20 protein-coding genes and 3 tRNA genes are annotated in these 19,538 nt (G+C 66.9%); 14 read left to right on the plus strand and 9 right to left on the minus strand.

Going from position 1 to position 19,538, the window contains the following annotated elements; translation table 11 throughout:
• Positions 1–157: 157 nt before the first annotated feature.
• Positions 158–2,839, plus strand: a complete 2,682-nt coding sequence (locus IE302_RS20710; protein WP_191256121.1) for a tetratricopeptide repeat protein — start codon at positions 158–160, stop codon at positions 2,837–2,839.
• A gap of 67 nt (positions 2,840–2,906) precedes the next feature.
• Here IE302_RS20710 and IE302_RS20715 read toward each other — a convergent pair whose 3' ends face one another.
• The 6 genes from IE302_RS20715 to IE302_RS20740 form a co-directional block, all read right to left on the minus strand.
• The gene (locus IE302_RS20715) at positions 2,907–3,491 is read right to left on the minus strand and encodes a PaaI family thioesterase (protein WP_020633063.1); all 585 of its coding nucleotides are present in this window, start codon (positions 3,489–3,491) and stop codon (positions 2,907–2,909) included.
• Positions 3,492–3,500: 9 nt separating this feature from the next.
• Positions 3,501–4,916, minus strand: coding sequence for an MFS transporter (locus IE302_RS20720; protein WP_191256122.1), 1,416 nt, complete (start codon positions 4,914–4,916; stop codon positions 3,501–3,503).
• Positions 4,917–5,131: 215 nt separating this feature from the next.
• Positions 5,132–5,596, minus strand: a complete 465-nt coding sequence (locus tag IE302_RS20725; protein ID WP_229907871.1) for a hypothetical protein — start codon at positions 5,594–5,596, stop codon at positions 5,132–5,134.
• Between the two features lie 4 nt (positions 5,597–5,600).
• Positions 5,601–6,158, minus strand: a complete 558-nt coding sequence (locus IE302_RS20730; RefSeq protein WP_191256124.1) for a SigE family RNA polymerase sigma factor — start codon at positions 6,156–6,158, stop codon at positions 5,601–5,603.
• Positions 6,159–6,503 (minus strand): hypothetical protein, encoded by a 345-nt coding sequence (locus IE302_RS20735; RefSeq protein WP_191256125.1) that lies wholly within the window; start codon positions 6,501–6,503, stop codon positions 6,159–6,161.
• A gap of 287 nt (positions 6,504–6,790) precedes the next feature.
• A complete protein-coding gene (locus IE302_RS20740) occupies positions 6,791–8,032 on the minus strand; it encodes a L,D-transpeptidase (RefSeq protein ID WP_191256126.1) in 1,242 nt (413 codons plus the stop codon).
• 421 nt (positions 8,033–8,453) lie between these two features.
• Between IE302_RS20740 and IE302_RS20745 the strand changes: the two genes are divergently transcribed.
• Positions 8,454–8,657, plus strand: coding sequence for a cold-shock protein (locus IE302_RS20745; RefSeq protein WP_003097368.1), 204 nt, complete (start codon positions 8,454–8,456; stop codon positions 8,655–8,657).
• A gap of 116 nt (positions 8,658–8,773) precedes the next feature.
• Here IE302_RS20745 and IE302_RS20750 read toward each other — a convergent pair whose 3' ends face one another.
• Positions 8,774–9,196, minus strand: a complete 423-nt coding sequence (locus IE302_RS20750; protein WP_191256127.1) for a hypothetical protein — start codon at positions 9,194–9,196, stop codon at positions 8,774–8,776.
• A gap of 593 nt (positions 9,197–9,789) precedes the next feature.
• On the opposite strand from IE302_RS20750, the gene IE302_RS20755 reads away from it, so the two are divergent.
• The 7 genes from IE302_RS20755 (at position 9,790) to IE302_RS20785 (ending at position 12,908) form a co-directional block, all read left to right on the plus strand.
• On the plus strand, positions 9,790–10,047 hold the full coding sequence (locus IE302_RS20755) for a hypothetical protein (protein WP_020633070.1): 258 nt from the start codon (positions 9,790–9,792) through the stop codon (positions 10,045–10,047).
• A gap of 59 nt (positions 10,048–10,106) precedes the next feature.
• Positions 10,107–10,421, plus strand: a complete 315-nt coding sequence (locus IE302_RS20760; protein ID WP_229907872.1) for a helix-turn-helix domain-containing protein — start codon at positions 10,107–10,109, stop codon at positions 10,419–10,421.
• A 256-nt stretch (positions 10,422–10,677) separates the two neighbouring features.
• Positions 10,678–10,750, plus strand: a tRNA-Glu gene (locus IE302_RS20765).
• Between the two features lie 29 nt (positions 10,751–10,779).
• A tRNA-Asp gene (locus IE302_RS20770) sits at positions 10,780–10,853 on the plus strand.
• A gap of 31 nt (positions 10,854–10,884) precedes the next feature.
• Positions 10,885–10,958 (plus strand) — tRNA-Phe (locus tag IE302_RS20775).
• A gap of 793 nt (positions 10,959–11,751) precedes the next feature.
• Positions 11,752–12,264: a DUF4145 domain-containing protein gene (locus IE302_RS20780; RefSeq protein ID WP_191256128.1), complete on the plus strand. Its 513-nt coding sequence runs from the start codon at positions 11,752–11,754 to the stop codon at positions 12,262–12,264.
• 83 nt (positions 12,265–12,347) lie between these two features.
• Positions 12,348–12,908, plus strand: coding sequence for an HD domain-containing protein (locus IE302_RS20785; RefSeq protein ID WP_191256129.1), 561 nt, complete (start codon positions 12,348–12,350; stop codon positions 12,906–12,908).
• On the opposite strand, the gene IE302_RS20790 is transcribed toward IE302_RS20785, so the two are convergent.
• Positions 12,899–13,369: an NUDIX hydrolase gene (locus IE302_RS20790; protein WP_191256130.1), complete on the minus strand. Its 471-nt coding sequence runs from the start codon at positions 13,367–13,369 to the stop codon at positions 12,899–12,901. The two genes, IE302_RS20785 and IE302_RS20790, sit on opposite strands and share 10 nt — an antisense overlap.
• 10 nt (positions 13,370–13,379) lie before the next feature.
• Positions 13,380–14,264 carry a DUF5919 domain-containing protein gene (locus IE302_RS20795; RefSeq protein ID WP_191256131.1) on the minus strand — a complete coding sequence of 295 codons (885 nt, stop codon included), beginning with the start codon at positions 14,262–14,264 and terminating at the stop codon, positions 13,380–13,382.
• A 161-nt stretch (positions 14,265–14,425) separates the two neighbouring features.
• Here IE302_RS20795 and IE302_RS20800 point away from each other — a divergent pair, with 161 nt between their 5' ends.
• The 5 genes from IE302_RS20800 (at position 14,426) to IE302_RS20820 (ending at position 19,535) form a co-directional block, all read left to right on the plus strand.
• On the plus strand, positions 14,426–14,884 hold the full coding sequence (locus IE302_RS20800) for a hypothetical protein (RefSeq protein ID WP_125731890.1): 459 nt from the start codon (positions 14,426–14,428) through the stop codon (positions 14,882–14,884).
• Positions 14,885–15,426: 542 nt separating this feature from the next.
• Entirely contained in the window at positions 15,427–15,681 is a 255-nt protein-coding gene (locus tag IE302_RS20805) for an AMED_5909 family protein (protein ID WP_191256330.1), read from the plus strand.
• A gap of 37 nt (positions 15,682–15,718) precedes the next feature.
• The gene (locus IE302_RS43270; protein ID WP_191256319.1) at positions 15,719–15,973 is read left to right on the plus strand and encodes a helix-turn-helix domain-containing protein; all 255 of its coding nucleotides are present in this window, start codon (positions 15,719–15,721) and stop codon (positions 15,971–15,973) included.
• A 335-nt stretch (positions 15,974–16,308) separates the two neighbouring features.
• Complete coding sequence (locus IE302_RS20815; protein WP_229907873.1) at positions 16,309–17,892, plus strand: FtsK/SpoIIIE domain-containing protein; 1,584 nt, start codon at positions 16,309–16,311, stop codon at positions 17,890–17,892.
• Positions 17,889–19,535, plus strand: coding sequence for a replication initiator (locus tag IE302_RS20820; RefSeq protein ID WP_191256132.1), 1,647 nt, complete (start codon positions 17,889–17,891; stop codon positions 19,533–19,535). Before IE302_RS20815 ends, IE302_RS20820 begins: the two co-directional genes overlap by 4 nt.
• Positions 19,536–19,538 lie beyond the last annotated feature (3 nt).

Consider the following 19,538-nt stretch of genomic DNA (forward strand, 5'->3'; position numbering starts at 1 on the left):
TTCTCTCCCGCACCGTAGCGGGTTCGACCCGGCGCGGGCAGGACCTGCTTGCGCACGTCTAGTCCATCCATGCCCCCGCCGCCGCCCTCAACGGAGGAGCTTCGCTCCCAGGCCTAGACTCAGGGCTGACGCCGTCGCGGGGATTCGGGAGGTACCAGTGTCGGAAGAGCCGCGCCGTCCCAGGCACGCAGCGCCGGATGACGCCACGCCGGAGCACGAGGCGGAGTCCGCCTCCTGGACGCCGCCGGCGCCGGTTCGCTGGGAAACGCCCGAACCGTCCATTTCCGGCAGGCTCGATCTCTCCGAACCGCCGCGGCAGAAGCAACAGCCCGCACCGGAGAAGGACGCCGAGCGCACGATCTATCACGCGCCGGTCCAGCGTCCGCAGACTCCACCGCGCGGTCAGCAGCGGCCGATTCCCGGCGCCGAGGACCCGACGCGTCCGCCGGGCGAGCTGGCCCCGGTGAGCCCGCAGACCCAGATCGTCCGCCCCGTCTTGCAGGCATCCGCCGACGCCCCGCAGCCGACCAGCGTCCTCTCCTCGCCGACGCCGGAGACGCAGAGCATCATGCCGCCGACGCCGCGCGTCGACAGCGGACCCGGGCCGCTGCCGGACCCTGGCACGGAAAGCGTCCTGCCCGAACGCTCCAGCGAAAGCCGCGGCACGGGCACCGGCACCGGATCGGGCAGCCAGGGTACCGGGACAGGGACCGGCACCGGAACGGGTTCGTTCCCCGGCACCGCGCGCCGGACGTCGTCGCGCACCTCTCGCCGCGGCCGCCTCGGCGCCGGGCTCGTCGACGTCCCGCAGGTGCCGTACCGCGACCCGGCGTCCGCCGTCCTCGACAACCCGATGGTGTCGGAGGAGAAACGCTTCTGCGGCAGCTGCAGCGCCAAGGTCGGCCGAGGCAAGGACGGCGAACCCGGCTCGCCGGAAGGCAACTGCGAGAAGTGCGGGAACCCGTTCTCCTTCGTCCCGAAGCTGCGGCCGAACGAGATCGTCGGCGGCCAGTACGAGGTCCTCGGCGCCCTCGCGTACGGCGGGCTCGGCTGGATCTACCTCGCCCAGGACCACAACGTCAGCGACCGCTGGGTGGTGCTCAAGGGCCTGATCGACACCGGTGACGCCACCGCGATGGCGGCCGCCGCCAACGAGCAGCGGTTCCTCGCCGAGGTCGAACATCCCAACATCGTCAAGATCCACAACTTCGTGCAGCATCCGGACGGCGACACCGGCAACTCCGTCGGCTACATCGTCATGGAGTACGTCGGCGGCCAGTCGCTGCGCCAGCTCGCGCTCGCGCACCACCGCGAGACGAAACGCCCGGAGCCGCTGCCGATCGGCCAGGTGATCGCCTACGGGCTCGAGATCCTGCCCGCCATGGGCTACCTGCACAGCCAGCACCTGCTGTACTGCGACCTCAAGCCCGACAACGTCATCCAGACGCACGAACAGCTCAAGCTCATCGACCTCGGCGCGGTCCGCCGCACCGACGACTACGAGAGCCCGCTGTTCTTCACCACCGGCTACAGCGCGCCCGAACTGGCGACCCACGGCGCTTCGGTGGCATCGGACCTGTACACGGTCGGCCGCACGCTCGCCGTCCTCAGTTTCGAATTCTCCGGGTACACCAGCAAGTACAAGACGACCCTGCCCGGCCCGGACGTCGTCCCGCTGTTCGCGCTCTTCGGTTCGTACTACCGCTTCTTGAAGCGCGCGACGCACACCGACCCGGACCGCCGGTTCATCGCGGCCGAGGAGATGGGCGACCAGCTGACCGGGGTGCTGCGCGAGATCATGGCGCTGGGCACCGGGAAACCGCGCCCGGGCGCTTCGACCGTCTTCGGCCCGGAGACCCGCACGTTCGGCGTCGAACTGGTCGTCCCGGAGCACGGCGGGAGCGTTCCGCTGCCGGATCCGGGCGAGGTGGTCTCGGGTCTGCCGATCCCGCAGGTCGACACGGACGACCCGGCGGCGGGCGTGCTCGCGTCGACGGTCGCGCTCGATCCCAAGGGCGCGATCGAGTCGCTGGCCGGCGCGCCGCGCGAGTCGATCGAGGTCCGGTTGCGCATCGTCCGCGCCCGGATCGAACTCGGCGAGCTGGTCGAGGCGCAGCGGCAGCTGCAGGCCGCGCAGTACCTCGCGATCAAGGCCGGATTCCCGCACGACTGGCGGATCGACTGGTACCGCGGCCTGATCGAGCTCGCGGGCGGCCGGTCCCGCGTCGCGCACGTCGCGTTCGAAGCGGTGTACGACGACCTTCCCGGCGAGATCGCGCCGAAGCTGGCCTTGGCCGTCAGCGCGGAGGGCGTCGGGGACTACTTCGGCGCCGCGCGCTACTACGAGCTCGTGTGGCGAACAGACCGGTCGTACGTCAGCGCCGCCTTCGGGCTAGCTCGCGTGTATCTCGCGCAGGGCGCCAGGGCCAGCGCGATCGAGGTGCTGGAGGCCGTCCCGGCGTCGTCCTCGCACTACGTCGCCGCGCAGGTGGCCGCGATCAAGATCAAGACGAGGATCAACGGCGGCGGCAAGGACCCGGTGATGGTGTCCGAGCGGGACCTCGTCGACGCTTCGACGCGGCTCGAGCGCCTGCAACTCGACGCCGAACGCCGCACGCGGTTGTCGGCGGAGGTGCTCGAAGCCGCGCACGGCTGGCTCAACGCGCAGAACCGGCCGACGCCGGGCGCGAAGGTGCTGGGCTGTGATCTGGAAGAACGGGATCTGCGGTTCGGGCTCGAACGCTGCTACCGGACGCTGGCCCGGCTGGCCGGATCGGTCGACCAGCGCGTCGAACTCGTCGACAAGGCCAACGCGATCAGGCCCAGGACCCTCACCTAGAACGCAATTCGTCCTCTGAATGCGGTAGTTCGGCGTACGAACTACCGCATTCAGAGGACGAAATGCTTCACGGGTTGATGTCCCACTCGCGTTCGCGCTTGGCCTTTTCGTGCGCCGCGGCGAGCTTCTGCAGCGCCTCCGGGTCCCCGTGGGTGCTGAAGTGCTCGAACTCGACCCGCACGAACAAGGCTCGCGCCCGCACCGCGACGGGGCCGTCCTCGGCGTCCAGCCGTCCGTCGGCGCTCACGTAGATCTTCCGGCCGGCGACGCCGTCCAGTTTCGTGGCGATGTACAGGGTCGAACCGACCGGAACGGGCCGGAGGAAATCCGTCTCCAGTTTCCCGGTGACGGCCGGACGGCGCAGCAGGTTGCCGACGGTCGCCCCGAGCGCCTCGTCGAAGGCGCAGGCCAGCAGGCCGCCGTGGGCGAGGCCGGGCGCACCCTGGTGGGCGGAGGTGACGGTGAACTTGGAGTACACCGTCGTCCCTTCGCCCACCGTCGAATGCAGGTGGAGCCCGGCCTCGATCTCGTCGCCGCACCCGAAGCACTCACCGAAGTGGATGCCGAGATGGCTGCCCGGCTGCGGGGCTTTCGGGTGGACGGTCGCCGGTTCGACTTCGACCGGCGGCCACGGCTGCGAGATACGGCTCATGGAAAGACGTTAACTCGCGGGTAGCTCCGAGGCGCCGCCGGGAGTGCTCGTTTCCGGCTTCCGGCGCCGCGCGATCCGGGAGTTCACGATGCCGCGCAGCGACACCCCGGCCGTCTCCGGCAGCAGCAGGATCGGGATGGCCGCGATCGCCGCCGCGCCCATCAGGTAGTACGCGGGCCACAGGTTGTCGCCGGTCTCCTTCACCAGGCTGCCGATGATGTACGACGCCGTGCCACCGAACGCGGCGGTCGAAACGCTGTACCCGATGGAGAAACCGCCGTAGCGCTCCTGCGTCGGGAACATCGCCGGCAGCGTCGCCGCGAGCACGGCGAGGATCAGCACCAGCGGTACCGCGATCATCACCAGGCCGAGCATGAGCTGCCAGGCGTTCCGATCGTCCGCGGCCGCGCCCATCAGCGAGAACGCCGGGATCGGGAACACCAGGAAACTCGCGCAACTCGCGATCAGGATGGGTTTTCGGCCGATCTTGTCGGACAGGATGCCGACCGGCACGATCAAGATCAGCATCAACGCGATGGTCGCCAGGATGATCAGCAACGGCACGTGCCCGCTGAACCCGACCACGTCCTTGAGATACGTCTCCAGATACGTGATCACGATGTAGTCGGCCACGTTCAGCATCACCACGATGCCGATCAGGTGCAGGATCGACGTCCAGTGCTTCTTGAGCAGCGCCTTCAGCGGCGACTTCTCGACCTGGTTCTTCTTCTCGATCTCCTGGAACAGCGGAGTGTCCTCCAGCTTGTTCCGCAGGTAGAGACCGACGATGCCGAGCGGACCCGCGATCAGGAACGGCAGGCGCCAGCCCCATTCCCGCATGGCGTCGTCGCCGAGGACGACGGTGAAGATCGTGACGAAGCCGGCGCCCATCGCGAACCCGACGAGCGTGCCGAACTCCAGCCAGCTGCCCCAGAAACCCCGGCGCCGGGCGGGCGCGTACTCTGCGATGAACGTCGCCGCGCCGCCGTACTCACCGCCGGCCGAGAATCCTTGGATGGTCCGCAAAAGGATCAGCAGGACCGCCGCGGCCGGGCCGATCGTCGCGTAGGACGGCAGCAGACCGATGATGAAGGTCGAGCCGGACATCAGGATGATCGTCAGTGCGAGCACCTTCTGGCGCCCGATCTTGTCGCCCAGCGGACCGAACACGAAGCTGCCGAACGGCCGCACGATGAAGGTGATCGCCAGGACCGCGAAGGTCGCCAGCGCGCCTTCGGAAGTACTGGAAGCGTTGAAGAAGACCTGCCCCAGGATGGCGGGCATGAAGCCGAAGACACCGAAGTCGTACCACTCGATGCAGTTACCCATCGCCGCTCCGGCGACGGCCTTTCTGATCTGTTCAGGTGGGGCCTCCGCGGGTTCCCCTTTTTCCTGATGTGACGCACTCAGCGCCTCTTCGGCCATGGGTTTGACCTCCCGACCCACCCGTTTACTTACCCATCGTCGAGGGTTTGTTCCCTCGACCGTAGGTGTTCAAACGTCCTGGCTCAGCGCTTTGGATCGATCGCGCGAGCGTCTTTCCCCCAAAACGGTGACGAACGGCCAGGTGAAAGCCGATGTCGGAGAATTTCCGATTACTTTGGGTGACAACTCGGGATTCGGACGTTCCGGGCGGAGGATCACCGCGTCGAGGCCGCCGTCGGCGGTGAGTCGCTCGACGTCTTCGTCGCGCTCGGCGCGCGGGGAGGAACGGCCGTCGTGCGTGCGGGCGGAGGGGTCCTGGGCGTCGTGCGCGTCTGACCCGGTTTCGGGGAAGTCTCGGGGGTGGCCGGGGGCGGCTCGTGCGGGGCGACCTCCGGAGTGGAGGGCGTCTCGGAAGGTGCGGGCGTGACCGGCGGGGGAGAGACGGTGGACAGCCCCGGTCCGGCGGGCGGCACCGGCGCGGACCCCTCACCGCCGTGACCGCCGACGGCGATCGCGCCGAGCACGATCACCGCGACCGTCGCCAGCGAACTCCCCGCCACGGCCAGCCGCTTGCGTCGTCGCCGGATGCGGCCACCACGTTCGATGATGTCCGCCGCCCGGATGCCCAGCGGGGGACCGCTCGCACCGTGCGAGAGCACGCCCTTGATGTCCTCGTCCATCTCCTCACCTCCCATCGTCGTGCGCTCCGCTCAAGGCCAGTTCACTGAAATGCGGTCCGAGCCGTTTGCGCAGGGTCGCCAGACCCCGCGCGCCCTGGCTCTTCACGTTCCCGGTGCTGCAGCCCAGCGCCGCGGCCGTCTCGTCGACGCTGAGATCTTCGAAGTAGCGCAGCACCAGGACGGCCCGCTGCTTCGGGGCGATGCCGGACAGGGCGTGCCTGACCAGCATCTCCTGTTCGGTGCCGCCCGTTTCGTCCGGGACTTCCGGAAGGGCGTCGGTGAGCTTCTCCCGTTTGCGCCAGACACGCCGATGCTCGGAGAGGAACGTCCGCAGCACGATCTTGCGCGCGTAGCCGTCGAGCGCGTCGTGCCGCGAGAGCCTCGGCCAAGCCAGGTACAGCTTCAGCAGCGCGGCCTGGGTGATGTCCTCGGCCTGGTGCCAGTCCCCGCACAGGAGGTACGCGGTGGCGCGCAGGCTGTGCGCGCGCTCGTCGAAGTACCGGGCGAACTCGCCGTCCCACGGCGAGCCCGTCCCGGTCTTCGACGAGCGGCTCGACGACACCTAGTTACCGGCTCCTTCGACGATGGCGGGGAGGTGCAGATCCCCGGTCGGCCCGGCCGGGACGGCCTTGGGCACGCGGTGTTCGCCCGGCGCGGCGACCGCCGGGGTCCGCGGGACCTCACGCGGCGGCGCGGTGGTGGCGCGAGGCGGCTCGGCCGGCCGCTCGGTGGTGGGGGTCTTGGCCGGCGGCTGGGGCGCCGGGGTGACCGTCGACGACGGGGCGCTCTGGTCGGCCGACGCCAGCGACGTGGTCGCGAAGGCGGCGCCGCCCGCCAGCAACAGCGCGCCGAGGGTGAGAGCGATACGAGTACGCAAGAGTGTCTCCTCGATCCGGGCGCCGCTCATTGGCCGCGGCGCCTTGCGTGGTTACACATGCGCCTCGCCCAGCTTCCGGTTGCAGTGACTTTTCCGCGCGCTGACGGAAAATTTCGCCAGGCGCTCCACCGCAGGTCAGCGGCGGTTCACGACTATGGCGCCCGGCAAAATATTTCCGTGGCCTCCGGCCAAAAGCGGCGCGCGGGGTGAAGTCTTCCCGTCGCGCTGGCGCGCTCCCGGAAGACGCGTTCTCGGTCAAGGCACGAACGGCCGGAGACCACAGGGGTCTCCGGCCGCCCGGTTCCATGGAAGTTACTTCAGCTCGCGAGAGCGGAAAGCTTGGACCACTCGGCCCAGTCGTAGGTCCAGTCGCTGTAGTCGCGCGCCCGGTTGATCTTCTGGGTGCTGCCCTCGATCTCGACGGGGTCCCCGACCAAGGCGCCGTCCATGTACGCCTTGGCGTTGGCCGGCGCCAGGTTCACGCAGCCGTGCGAGATGTTCTTCTTGCCCTGCGCCCAGATCGACGGCCCGTAGCCGTGGATGAACTCGCCGTTGGTGGAGAACCGCACCGCGGACGGCACGACGATGTTCTCGTAGTTGTAGCGCTCGTTGGTCATCGAGTACGTGTCGTGCTTCGACATCACGACGTGCGTGCCGCTCGGCGTGACCCGGCCCGGGTCCGCGTCGAGGCCGTAGCTGGCCGGGTAGTCCGCGATCTGCTGACCGTCACGGATGACCAGCAGCCGGTGGGTCTGGGTGTTGCCCTTGACGATCTGCGAGCGGCCGATGGTGAAGCTCGCCGAGCGGTCTTCCTTGCCGTACACGCCGTCGCCGACCTTGACGCCGTAGATCTTGGCGTTGAACTTCACCGTGGTGCCGGGCTGCCAGTAGGCCTTCGGCCGCCAGTGCACCGAGGTGTCGTCGTGCACCCAGGCCCAGGAACCCTCGGTCTTCGGCGTGGTCTCGACCGACAGCGCCTTCTCGACCGACGCCTTGTCCGTGACCTTGCTCGGGAACGTCAGCGTGATCGGCATGGCGATGCCGTAGGTCTGCCCGTCGAAGACGTTGATGTTCGCGCCGACCTGCTTGCGCGGTTTGACCGTGGTGAAGGCCCCGCCGATCTGGACGGGCTTGCCGTCGGTGCCGGTGGCCTTGCCGGACCACGTGTAGGCCTTGCCGTAGCCGAGCTGCTCGGTGGTCGACCAGCTCTTCTTGTCTTCGGACGGCTGGCCCGCGACCTGTTTGCCGTCCGGATTGGTCAGCACGACCTGGTCGAGCGTGCCGTCCGCGACGGTGACCTTGATGGGCTGGCCGGGCGCGACGTCCTGCGCGCCCGCGGCGGGCTCGTACGTCAGCTTGGCCGGCGCCGCCGCTTTGTCGCCGGTCTCGCCGCTCATCTGGCCGCCGCTGTCCGGGCCGCTGGCCGACACGGTCGGCTCGCTGCTGCACGCCCCCAGCGTCAGAACGGCGACCAACCCCAGTGCCGCGATCGCCGCCCGGCGGCGCGCGGATTCCGTGAACCTCAAAGCTTCCCCTTTGCTCCCCTGTACACCGACCATGACGTCCGGACCACCCCGTGAGTTGATCCGCCGAGGAGTGATGCGAGTCACAATCGGGTGGATCATAGTTCACGAACGGGGCATGACCGACTTCGGTCCGTGTCCGGCGAAGATCTGAGGTCGGCGTGCGGCGACAGGGTAGCGAGAGGGTCCGACAGAAGACGGATCGGTCTACGACGTTCCGGTGACCTTGGTACTTGGGCATGCCCAGAGTCCGATCACGGGCTTCAAATATGGCCAGATCCCGGTACGCTGCCATCAGGCCGTCGTTTTGCGTGTTCGTGGCTTCACACTCGCGGAACTTCTGACGCGAGCCATGAGCCGGTGACGCGCTCTTCGCTCGACTCGTTGGAACCGCCCGGGACGGTCTGGGTGTCGCTTCGGCGGCACTCGAAGCGGATGTGCAACGAGGAGTAAAGCGGTGGCGCAAGGCACTGTGAAGTGGTTCAACGCGGAGAAGGGCTTCGGCTTCATCGCGCAGGATGGCGGCGAGGGCGACGTCTTCGTTCACTACTCGGAGATCGAGGGCCGCGGTTTCCGCACCCTCGAGGAGAACCAGCGAGTGGAGTTCGAGGTCGGTCAGGGCCAGAAGGGCCCGCAGGCCCAGAAGGTCCGCGCGATCTGAGTCCGCCCTTCGGCGTTGCTCAGACTGATCAGAAAAGCCCCCGGCGATCTCGCCGGGGGCTTTTCTATGGCTTTGAAGACTTCTTCGTTTGTGCTGTTCCGTTCCGGGGTGACGGTTCAGCGGGGGACGGGCTGCTGCTCCCACGCGTTGGCGTCGAAGCGGAACTCGTCGGTGTGGGCTTCTTCGTGGCGGCGCTGCTGGGCCGAGTTGGCCTGCGATTCCCACGAGAGGCGCTCGAGGATCCATTCCTGCGCCAGCGCTTGCGGCGACAGGTTGCGTTCGGCGGCGGCGTCCTTGAGCTGTTCGCAGGCGATGAGGTTCATCCGCAGCTGGAACACCTGTGCTTCGCCGAAGCGCTTGCCGGTGCCGGTGCTCTCCGGGTCGTTGTCCGGGGCGAGGGCGCGAAGGTAGCTGGTGAGCTCCGTGTCTTCGACGACCGCCTCGGCCTCCTTGGTGGGGGAGTTGCGGTGACGACCCGGGTTGACCGGCTTCATGTTCGTGCGGCTGCCGCTGCGACGGCTCAGGGAAGGAAGGGGCACCGGGCCACGATAACGGTTCGGTCTCGGCAAACCAACCACAGTGAGCCACGACACACCCATTTTCTTGTCCCATTCGGCCCAACCCCGACAGGAAACCCTTTTCCCGTGATCACAACCCGCAATCAAGGCGAGCGATAAGAACCATTCACAAAGCGGTGAGATGAATGCCCGATGGACCGAGTCCGGGGCTGCCAGCCGCCGCCGCACGGACCCTGGGGGTCCGGGGGCTGGGCCCCCGGGATGGCACTACGACTCACGGCGCGGTCGCGAAGCGACAAGCGGCGGAATGTAGACGACCCCCGCGCCAGGGGGAGGAACGCGGGGGTCGGAGGGGATCTCCACAGGCGCTGACCGGGGGTGTGTCAGCAAATCGATTGTTGCACGGTTTGCTGAGAAGGGCGAGTGGGCGCGGGCAGAATTCCGGTCGGGGCGCCACCTGTGGTTCGCCTGTGGTTCATGTGGTGCCGGTGTGCGCGTGATTGCTCTGCGTTGTGCGGAGCGTGTCGACAGGTTCACTCTCCGGGGGGCTGTGTGTCGCGGCCGGCTCTGGCTAGCCTCGCGGCCAAGCTGTTCGTTGGCCGTCTGGAGGAACCATGGGTGGGTCTGTGGAAGTTCGACAGTTCCTCCTTCGGTACGAAGGTGCCGATGGGGGAAGCTCGACGACGTTGGCTGGTGGTCTGCCGGCGCAGCGCACGGGTCAGGGGGATGCCCAGCGGGTGTCCGACGACCAGGTGCGGCGTGCCCGGCTGGCGGTGGCCAATGGGGCGCTGGGTGTCGATGACTGTGTCCAGTTGCTGGACATGCTGGGGTTGACGCTGGACGAGGACGGGCAGGCGCCCGTTCAGCGCTGAGGTCGTTCGCGAAGCTCGGTCGTGCGGTGTTCACCGCTCGGCCGGGCTTTCTTTTGTACTTGACGGGGAGGTCGCCCTCCCCGGAGCTCGCCGAGGTCGAGTCCGAGGTGGGCCTGCCGCCTCGGACGCTGTACCTGCGAGGGCGTTCGGCGGTGCTGGGCGACCCGCCGCCGAAGGTGGTCGCGGAGCTGTTCGGGATCTTCCCGTCGTGGCTCTTCGAGTTCGCCCTGCCGCCCGCGATGGTGGCTCTCGACGCGGCCTCCGCGGTGCGTGCCTACTCGCGGTCATCGGCTCAGTGGGCGCACGTCAGCCTTTCGGGGGCCGACGACCCCGGCCGTTCGGCCGATCCGCTCTTCCGTACGCCGAGGACCTGACCGACCGGCGCGTGGCCGAGCTCCTCGCCGTCACTCTTACGGGCGACGAGCGGGACGAGCTCCGGCGGCGTCTCGACGCCCTGCGGGACGCGTCGGCCCTGATATCCTGACCTCACCGCGTTCTCGCAGGTCCCAGCCCTGTGAACAACTAGGGGACCCCCTGTGCGGGAGTGAAAACAGGGGTGTCCTATAGTTATGTTCGCTCCCGGGGACACCGGAGAGCGCGGGTCGGATCGGTTCGCCGAAACCGAACCGGGCTCCCATCGTCCAGCGGCCTAGGACTCCGCCCTTTCAAGGCGGCAACGCGGGTTCGAATCCCGTTGGGAGTACGCAGTACAGTAGTAAAAGCAGTATGCAAGGCCCTGTGGCGCAGTTGGTTAGCGCGTCGCCCTGTCACGGCGAAGGTCGCGGGTTCGAGTCCCGTCAGGGTCGCAAGATCGTTCGGCTCCTCGCCGGCGTTCCCGGCCAGGTAGCTCAGTTGGTACGAGCGTCCGCCTGAAAAGCGGAAGGTCGCCGGTTCGACCCCGGCCCTGGCCACCGCTCTCAGAACCGCCTTGATCCAGGTCAAGGCGGTTTTTTCATGTCCGGGGCCGATCTTGAGTCTGTCCACTGTTGACCGTGGTTGACCCGCTTTGGCCGCCGCTTGTCGCACGTATGTTGCACGCCTCGGGGCTGCTGTCGCTCGCTGAGGGCTTCGCGTGCCTGTTCGCCCCGTTTCCCTCGCCCCTGCCATCTCTAGCGCCGGTTCGGTCGCGTCAAGGCACGCTTTCCCGCCTTGATGCGGGCGGGCCGGTGTTAGACGCTGAGAAGCGAGGGACCACCTGGTGACCACTGCGCGTCGGCTGGGTGGGTCGGGTGATCTCGCTGTGTGGCTCCTGGGTCTCCGTCGTCGTTGGCGGCGCGCTGCGGGTGCTGCCCTGCGGCGGGCTCGCCCGGCGGCGCCTGCCGGAGCGGAGCGGGAGGCCGGCGTCGCCTCCTGGGCGTAGCCCGCCGGACGGGTGGTGACCCGCGCGCCGCCAACGGCGGCGCCTTGATCCCATAGAGCCAAGTTCGGCAGCAAGTCGTGACCAAGCTGCGAAACGGAGCACGCGTTAGGAGCGACCTATGAGGACAACCTGTGATCTAGCGGAGTCTTGAGCGTGAGAGGTAGTTTTTTATGCGGTTCGGCGAGCTGCGATTTCGTGACTGTGGCGCGTGTGGTCTTAGAGATGCCATGATGGAGATACTTTGGTCGCGCATGTCTGTCAAAGGTGCTGATCTGCGTGAAAGTCCGTGGGCAGTTTTGGCTTGCCCGAGATGTGCGAACCTGACGACGATAAAGCTGGTCCGCATGGACACGAGTCCGGAGTTGCGTCCGCACGACCCGATTCCCCTTGAGTGGCACGTCATGATCGAACGTGTCTTCCCGGATGCTGAAGACACTGCTTACAGTGTCGGCCATCTCCCTGACGATATTGGGAAGCACTTGAAGGGTGCAATTCGCGTGCTTCAAGCGGGTGTGCCCTCTGCTGCGGCTGTACAGCTCCGGCGGACACTTGAAGCTGCTGCGGCGGCTAAGGGTGTAAATGAGCCAAGAAAGCCGCTAGTCCACTCGATTCAAAAGCTGATATCCGAGGGGTACGTCACGAAAGACTTCGAACAGGTTTTAAGTCATGTTCGGAAAGTGGGAAACATGGGCGCTCATCACACGGATGAAGATTTGTCTGAATCCGATGCGCGTCGCGCCCTGCTGTTTACTGTGCAGTTCTTGCGAAATCTTTTTGAGGTGCCAGGTGAATTGATGGCGCTTGAGAGTGATGGCGAGGAATCCGGTGATTCTTCGAAAGAATCTACTGTGACGTAGCGAGACGCGGGGCGAACTGTGTTAAGCCGGTTTCGGCGACGAGATTGTCGGCGCACTACTTCGACGGCCGATATCGTGGATGTGTGGACTTGCGAGTGTGGGCCGACGAGCTAGCGGCAGGGTGGCTTGGTGTGCATTTGCCTCGTCGCTGGAGACATGTCCAGGGGGTCTATGAGCGTTCGCGGGTTGCGGACCGGCTGTTCTCCACTGGTGACGCAGACTTGCTTGCTGCGGCTGGCCTGGTCCATGACCTTGGTTACGCACCGGAGCTGGCTGTCACGGGACTGCATGCGCTGGATGGCGCGCGATACCTCCGGGAGGTCGGTGCTCCGGAGCGGTTGTGTGCGCTGGTAGCTCATCACTCGGCGGCGCATCTCGAAGCGGAGCTGCGGGGCATGGCAGACGAGCTAGTCGACTGGAATGACGAGCGGACACCACTAAGGGACGCTTTGTGGTGGGCAGACATGACCACGTCGCCGGATGGTGAAGTTGTCACCTTCGAAGAGCGCGCGGCAGAGATTCAACAGCGGTACGGACCGGATGACGTCGTGTCGACCTTTATTCAGGCTGCGCGGCCAGAGTTGGCCGCTGCTGTCGGGCGGACAGAAGCTCAGCTGAGGGCGGCAGGCATCGACTACGTGTAGAACGGCTGGTCAGCACTCTCGAAGCCGCGGGCGATCCTGAGCCTGATGGCGGGGTGGATGTTGAGGCCGTCCAGCCTGGCTGGTTCGACCCACAGAACCTCTTTGCTCTCGCTGCTCGTGCGCAGGTCACCGGACAGAGGGCGGGCGCGGAAGCAGAGCGAGAACTCCTGGCGGACCTCGCCGTCGTCGTACTCGATGACGTAGTCGGGGTCGGAGAAGATCCCGATGAAGCCAGTGACGTCGACGGTCAGGCCTGTCTCTTCCTCGACCTCGCGGACCACGGCCCCTGCCACTGTCTCGCCGAACTCCTGTCCACCGCCAGGGATGGCGTATCGATCGTTGTCGGTGCGCCGGATCATCAGCAGCCGGCGAGCCTCGTCCAGGATGAACGCGCTGACGGCGACCCGCAGTGAGTTCGCCTTCGGCGCGTTCGGTTCGTGGTAGTGGTCTCGGCGTGCCATAGCTCCTTGCTTACCAGGTCAGCGGCTTGGCGGCAGACCAGACGGTCTCGAAGCTCTCCATGTACGTCTCGAACATGTCGCCCTTCGGTGTCTGCCGGAGGTGCAGAGCGGGGGCGTGTGCTCCTGGAAGGCCGTACACGTGGGTATTGATGACCATCTCGTCGTCGAACCGGAACACCGAGTTGTACAGCGTGGTGGTGTGCAGCCGTGCCTCTACGCCGGGTACGCCATCGAGCGGGCGCAGGAACGCTAGTGCGTTGCGGATGCGAGCGGAAACGGTGCGTGCGTCGAGCTGTTCCTCTTCGCTGCGCTTGGTGGCCTCGTCCGCGTCGGGATCGCCGAACAGAAGCCGAATTTTGGCCCCATCACTGGCCTTCTGCTTGACCTGCTTCGCAAACGTCGGTCGTTCAACGAGGAACAGGGCGGCCAGGCAAAGAATGTCGATGCGTTCCCCGCTGTCGTCCAGCAGCCGAGTCCACAGGTCGGCAGGGATCGCGCTCCGGTGCGAGAAGACTTCAACGACTTCCGGGTTGCCGCGTGGTTCCATCGCGGAGCTTGGCGGATTAATGGCCTGGCTCGTCGGCGACGCAGTTGGTTCGGGGACGAACTCGATTCCACCGTCGTGAAACTCGAAGAGTTGTTCGGCTTGCCAGCCGGGAAGCATTGCTTCAAGGATTCGGCAGTGGTCGGCGTAGGGCAGGCCGACGAGTTCGCCGGACAGCCATCGGTAGAACTGGGCTTTGCTGGGAAAGCTGCCCCTCAGGCTCTTGTCGACCTTCTCGGCCACCTTGTCGTACTCGCGGCAGAACGCGCGGTAGCTCTGCAAGTGTCGTCCTCTGAGCAGGACTTTGAGGACGATCGGCCGGGCTTCCTGAGCAGTGGTGTCGGGGCTCATGAGACCAAGCTAGCACGGGAGACGAGACAAGACGAGACAAGGTGAGTGCGAGACGCTGTGAGGCGAGACCGAGACGGTGTCGTGACGGGACACGCATTTGGCCGATTGTTGTAGGTACGCCGGTAAAGGCGTATCCGACAAGCGGGAAGGTTCACTACGACATGGCGATCGAAAAGGGCATTCGATTCAGCGTTGACCACGATGACGCGTTTCCGCAGGGTCTTGTGATGGTGGGCGAAGTGTCGCCGGACAACGAATATCAGTCGCGTGAGGAGAGGGCGCAGGGGCGGCCGACGAGGCAGCGGGTGGACGAGGTGACCGGGAAGCGGCAGTGGAAGTTCATGGCGACCGACCCCGGTGAGACGAAGGCGAAGCGGGCTTCGTTCGAGATCACGCTGCTGGCCGACGTGCAACCGGTGCCCACGACGGGCGAGGTGATGCCGGGTATGCGCCCGGTGGAGCTGGACGGGTTGACCGCTGAGCCGAAGGTGGCCGGGCAAGGCGAGTACAAGTACCTGTCCTACGTTTTCCGCGCTACCGGATTCAAGGCGGCGGGAAGTGGCGCGGGCGGGAAGGCTTCCCGGTCGACGGCGGGTGAGTCCTCGGCCAAGGCCGCGTGACGGCACTGACTTCTAGAGGGAAGTGGTGTCGTGACGTCGAAAAAGCAGGTGTCCGCGTGGGAGTCGGCGTACCGCGTCTATCGGGACGCGGCGGACGTGGATGCACGGTCGAGGGGCGCGAATCCGGATGTTGCGCGAGAGATGGCGGCGGCGTCGCGGTTGGTCGCTCAGGCATGGCGAGCGCTGGGCGGTGATCCCGACCTGCCGTGGTGGGTGGTCGCCGCCGTGGGGTCCGCCGCGCAAGCCTTCGAGGACCAGGCACGGCAGTGGGAACGCAAGGCGGGAGGTGACGATTATGCGGGAGGGGTTCGGCCCAACGTGGGTGATCAGCCCGTGGGACGAGGTGACGGTGGAGGAAACTGGTTCGGGTCCGGGGTCGCCCCCGGCGCTGGTCCTGTCGGGCACAGCGGGATCGCTGACGATCCGTCCTCCCGAACATCGGGGCGACTGGCTGAGCCGGGCTGTCTTCCTACGCCGACTCCGCGATTGCGCGGACGAACTGGCGGCACTGCTCGAAAGCCGCGCACGGACCGGGGCCTGTGATGACGACTCCGGGCAGGAATGAGCCGCAAACACTCAAGGATGCGCACGACGTCGCGGCTGCGACCCGTCCGCTGCCAGGGGCGAGCCTGTCGACGTGGCTGAAATGGCGGCAGGCCAACGCCAGAATGTATCGCGCGGTGTCCGATGTGGACCGTTTCCATCACCACGAGATTCGGTACTGGGTCGCGCACGAGGACGGCAAGGCGGAAGAACTGGCCGCGAGGATTCAGGCGGAGAAATCGGATGCCAAGTAGGCGCGTGCAGGAATGGGGAGGTAACGGCGACGGCTCGATGTTGGACGGCAAGACGGCGGCGCAATGGTTGCGGCGGGCACGCCGATTTCGGCGACTGACCCAAGCTCAACTGGCCGCGCGATCCGGCATCAGCCCTCGGCACCTCGGCCAACTGGAGCGGGGCGAACGGTCGTTGACCACGGTGACTACAGCGGTCCGCCTGGCGGATGGCCTGGATATCGCACGGGAGCACGTGTGGTTGGTCGCGCTTCGGGAGTTCGAACGTAAGGAGCGTGCACGGTCACAGGACTGACCAGATAGGCGAGAACTGAATATCGAAATTTTCGCACGTGGGGACGTGTGGCGGATAAACGCGTCCTCATGTGGCTAAAAAGTGTCCCTTAAAACGCAGAACCGGCCCTTGGCTACCAACCTGTTCCGGTTCTGCGCCTGTCCACTGGAGCAGTGAACAATGACGAAGATAAATGACGGCACACAGTGCGAGTCAACGGGGGTCACCCGAACGCGCTGTACGGAATGCAAACGGTTCGCTCGGCTGCTGCCGGGTGAGGAGAAGTGCTCCCCGTGCCTGGGGATGCTGCCGCTGCCGATCGTGGTTCCCGCTACTGGTCTGCGGGGTGGTCGGCGATGAACACGCAGGAGATCATGACCACGCTCGCGGTCGGTGGCGGCCTGGCGGTGGTGCTGTGGGTGCTGGCCAAGGTCGGCCGTGTCCTGGCGAGTGTGTTCGAGGCGCTGGCCGCGTTGGCGGTGCTCGGCGTGGCGCTGTGGGGCCTGCTGCGGGCGGTCGGCTGGATTGTTCGGCAACTCGTCGGGCACTGGCGTACCTGCCTGGCGCTGCTGGCGTTGTGGGCCTGGTGCACGGTGCTGGGCTGGGTGTCCCTCGTCGTCACGGTCGGCGTGCTGGCGGCGGTGCTGCTGATGTGGTGGCGGCTGGACGCGGTCGGGTATGACCAGTGGTGCGGGCGGTGGCTGCGGGCGTGGTGGCTGCGCTGGGCGCTCTACGGGCGGAAGCTGGCCGGGTGGCTGCACGCCTGCGGTCTGACTGTCCGGGATGACGCCATCCCGGTCGACGTGACGGTGAACCTGGTATCTCGTCGGCGCAAGCGTGAGGCGGTCGCGAAGGCTCGTCAAGCGTCCGGGGTGGCGGTGCCGAAGCTGCTGTCGGTCCGCTCCGGCCCGTCGTGGGATGAGGTCCGGGTCCGGCTGGTCCCTGGACAGAAGCCGGAAGACTTCGATGAGGTCGCGCGAGAGCTGGCGGTGGCGCGCAAGGTCGCGCGGTGTCAGGTGCGGGAGCTTGAGCCGGATGTGGTGTCCATCGACTTCATGCGCCGGGATCTGCTGGACACGGCGGTGACGGGCCTGCCGGTTCCAGAGATGGTGTCCGTGGACGGCTCGGGCGTGGATCTGCGGGCGGTGTACGCGGGTTCGACGGAGTACGGCACGCCGTGGACGTTGCCGCTGGTTGGTGGTGGCGCGCACACGCTGGTGGCTGGTGCGTCGGGGTCGGGGAAGGGCTCGGTTCTGTGGGCTCCGCTGGTGTCGGCTGCGGCACCGATCCGCGCCGGTCTCGTCCGGGTGTCCGGGATCGACCCGAAGGCGGTCGAACTTGCTTACGGTCGCGGGATCTTCGCTCGCTACGGGGTGTCCGGCAAGGAAGCGCTGGATGTCCTCGAGGCGCTGATGGAGGAGCTGGAGAACCGGAAGCGCGTCTTCGCCGGGTACACCCGTCAGGTCCCGGTCTCGGCCGAGTATCCGGTGGAGCTGCTGGAGTTCGACGAGATCGGCGCTCTGACCCGCTACACCGATCGCAAGACCCGTGACGCGATCGTGGAACGGGTCGCGATCCTGACCACTCAGGGGCGGGCGCTCGGGTTCGCGGTCCGAGGCTATGTCCAGGAGCCGACCAAGGAAACCGTTCCGGTGCGGGAGCTGTTCACCCGCCGTATCTGCCTGCGGGTGACCGCGAAGAGTCAGGTCCCGATGGTCCTCGGGGACGGCGCCTATGAGCGTGGGGCGTGGGCGAACCGGATTCCCGAGTCGGCGGCCGGTGTCGGCTACGTCTGGGGCGAAGGCATCCGCGAACCCCTGCGCGTGCGGGCCGGTTGGGTTCCGGACCAGACCGTCAAGCATCTGGAGCACTACGTCACCAACGGCGGTGCCTCGGTCATCCACCTGTCAGACCGGCGCGGCGAGAGGGGGACGGCATGACGACAGATTCGCAGGTCGGAACAGGTCCGGCCGCCCCGCCGGCCACGAATGGACGAATCCGCGGGGCGCTCTCTGCGGAGGTCGTGAAGGCCACCGCGGAAAAGCACGGCGTGTGTGTCCGGCCCTTCACGATGGAGGTCGGAGACACCGAAACCGGCGATATCCGCTACGTGCCCGTGCCCTGTGGGTCGACGGTCGAATCGGTGTGCCTTCCCTGCGCTCGCAAGGCAAAAGCGCTCCGTCAGGCACAGTGCCGCGAGGGCTGGCATATGACCGAAGAACCCGTCATCGAACGGGAAGCGCCGTCGAAGACCCAAACGGAGCTGGTGGCGTTCCGGGCAGATCTGGCGGCGGCCTACCGGGAGGCGCTGGCGGTCGGTGACGAGGTCGAGATGGAGGAGCTGCGGGCAGAGGTCGCCTCGGTGGACGAGGAGCTGCGGGCGTCCGGGATGACGGGTCGCCTGCCTGCCCTTGACGTCCCGGAGAAGCGTCCGGTGAAGCGGTCGACCAAGCGGCGGCAGGACGCGCCGAACTTGCCACGCCGCAAGGTCGCCAAGACCACCGTGGGCCGTGAGTTCGCGGGGAAGTTCCGGCCGTCGATGTTCGTCACGCTCACCTGCGACACCTACGGCCCGGTCCGCTCCGACGGCTCGCCGGTCAACCCGACCACCTATGACTACCGGCGGGCTGCTCGGGACGCGGTGCACTTCTCGGCGCTGGTGGACCGGTGGTGGCAGAACCTGCGGCGGGCGGTCGGCTGGGATGTGCAGTACTTCGCCACCGTGGAACCCCAACGGCGGGCGGCTCCGCACCTGCACACCGCCCTACGGGGCTCCATCTCGCACGAGGTCATCCGGATGGTCACGGAGGCCACCTATCACCAGGTGTGGTGGCCCAACCATGACGAGATCGTGTACACGGACCGGGAACCGTTGTGGGACATGGGTTCCCGGACGTTCGTGGACCCGGACACTCGGGAGCCGCTGCCGTCGTGGGATGAGGCCGTGGAGGCGGTGGAGGAACCGGCGCATGTGGTCACGTTCGGCCGTCAGGTGCACTCCAAGGGGATCTTGGGCGGCACGGAGGAATCCGGGCGTCACATCGGCTACCTCACTAAGTACCTGACGAAGTCCACGGGTGAAGTGGTCGACGCGGACACCGTCGCGCAGCGGGATCACCACGACCGTCTTCACGCTGAGCTGGCGGTGACCCCGTGTTCGCCTCGGTGCGCTGTGTGGCTGCTGTACGGCATCAACCCCAAGGGAGCCAACGGAAAGACTGTTCCCGGACACTGCAAGGGACGAGCTCACCGTCGAACGACACTCGGACTTCCTGGGCGGCGGGTGCTGGTGTCCCGGAAGTGGTCGGGCAAGACCGTGGCTGACCACAAGGCGGACCGGAAGGGCTTCGTCCTGGACGCGCTGGCCGCTGTCGGCATCACCAAGGAACAACCCGAACCGGACCGGTTCGTCTGGCGCAAGGTCGAACCCGGCGACACCCACTGCCCACCACGGGACCACCTGGTGATGCGCGCCATCTCCGAACGGATCACCTGGAAGGCCGAGTACGACCGAGCACTACTCGCCGCACAGGGGCCACCTGGTGAACGTCCGGAAACTTCGGCAACTCGGCAAGCGGCCTAGGAA

The organism is Amycolatopsis oliviviridis, from assembly GCF_014654365.1.
In the GTDB taxonomy this organism is placed as follows: domain Bacteria; phylum Actinomycetota; class Actinomycetes; order Mycobacteriales; family Pseudonocardiaceae; genus Amycolatopsis; species Amycolatopsis oliviviridis.

Excerpts from the sequence above, each read along its gene's own strand:
- IE302_RS20805 (WP_191256330.1), top strand. The coding sequence starts at position 15,427 with ATGACGACTCCGGGCAGGAATGAGCCGCAAACACTCAAGGATGCGCAC.
- IE302_RS20725 (WP_229907871.1), bottom strand. The coding sequence starts at position 5,596 with ATGGACGAGGACATCAAGGGCGTGCTCTCGCACGGTGCGAGCGGTCCC.
- IE302_RS20720 (WP_191256122.1), bottom strand. The coding sequence starts at position 4,916 with ATGGCCGAAGAGGCGCTGAGTGCGTCACATCAGGAAAAAGGGGAACCC.
- IE302_RS20780 (WP_191256128.1), top strand. The coding sequence starts at position 11,752 with ATGGACACGAGTCCGGAGTTGCGTCCGCACGACCCGATTCCCCTTGAG.
- IE302_RS43270 (WP_191256319.1), top strand. The coding sequence starts at position 15,719 with ATGTTGGACGGCAAGACGGCGGCGCAATGGTTGCGGCGGGCACGCCGA.
- IE302_RS20800 (WP_125731890.1), top strand. The coding sequence starts at position 14,426 with ATGGCGATCGAAAAGGGCATTCGATTCAGCGTTGACCACGATGACGCG.
- IE302_RS20795 (WP_191256131.1), bottom strand. The coding sequence starts at position 14,264 with ATGAGCCCCGACACCACTGCTCAGGAAGCCCGGCCGATCGTCCTCAAA.
- IE302_RS20735 (WP_191256125.1), bottom strand. The coding sequence starts at position 6,503 with ATGAGCGGCGCCCGGATCGAGGAGACACTCTTGCGTACTCGTATCGCT.
- IE302_RS20740 (WP_191256126.1), bottom strand. The coding sequence starts at position 8,032 with ATGGTCGGTGTACAGGGGAGCAAAGGGGAAGCTTTGAGGTTCACGGAA.
- IE302_RS20755 (WP_020633070.1), top strand. The coding sequence starts at position 9,790 with ATGGGTGGGTCTGTGGAAGTTCGACAGTTCCTCCTTCGGTACGAAGGT.
- IE302_RS20815 (WP_229907873.1), top strand. The coding sequence starts at position 16,309 with ATGAACACGCAGGAGATCATGACCACGCTCGCGGTCGGTGGCGGCCTG.
- IE302_RS20820 (WP_191256132.1), top strand. The coding sequence starts at position 17,889 with ATGACGACAGATTCGCAGGTCGGAACAGGTCCGGCCGCCCCGCCGGCC.
- IE302_RS20715 (WP_020633063.1), bottom strand. The coding sequence starts at position 3,491 with ATGAGCCGTATCTCGCAGCCGTGGCCGCCGGTCGAAGTCGAACCGGCG.
- IE302_RS20790 (WP_191256130.1), bottom strand. The coding sequence starts at position 13,369 with ATGGCACGCCGAGACCACTACCACGAACCGAACGCGCCGAAGGCGAAC.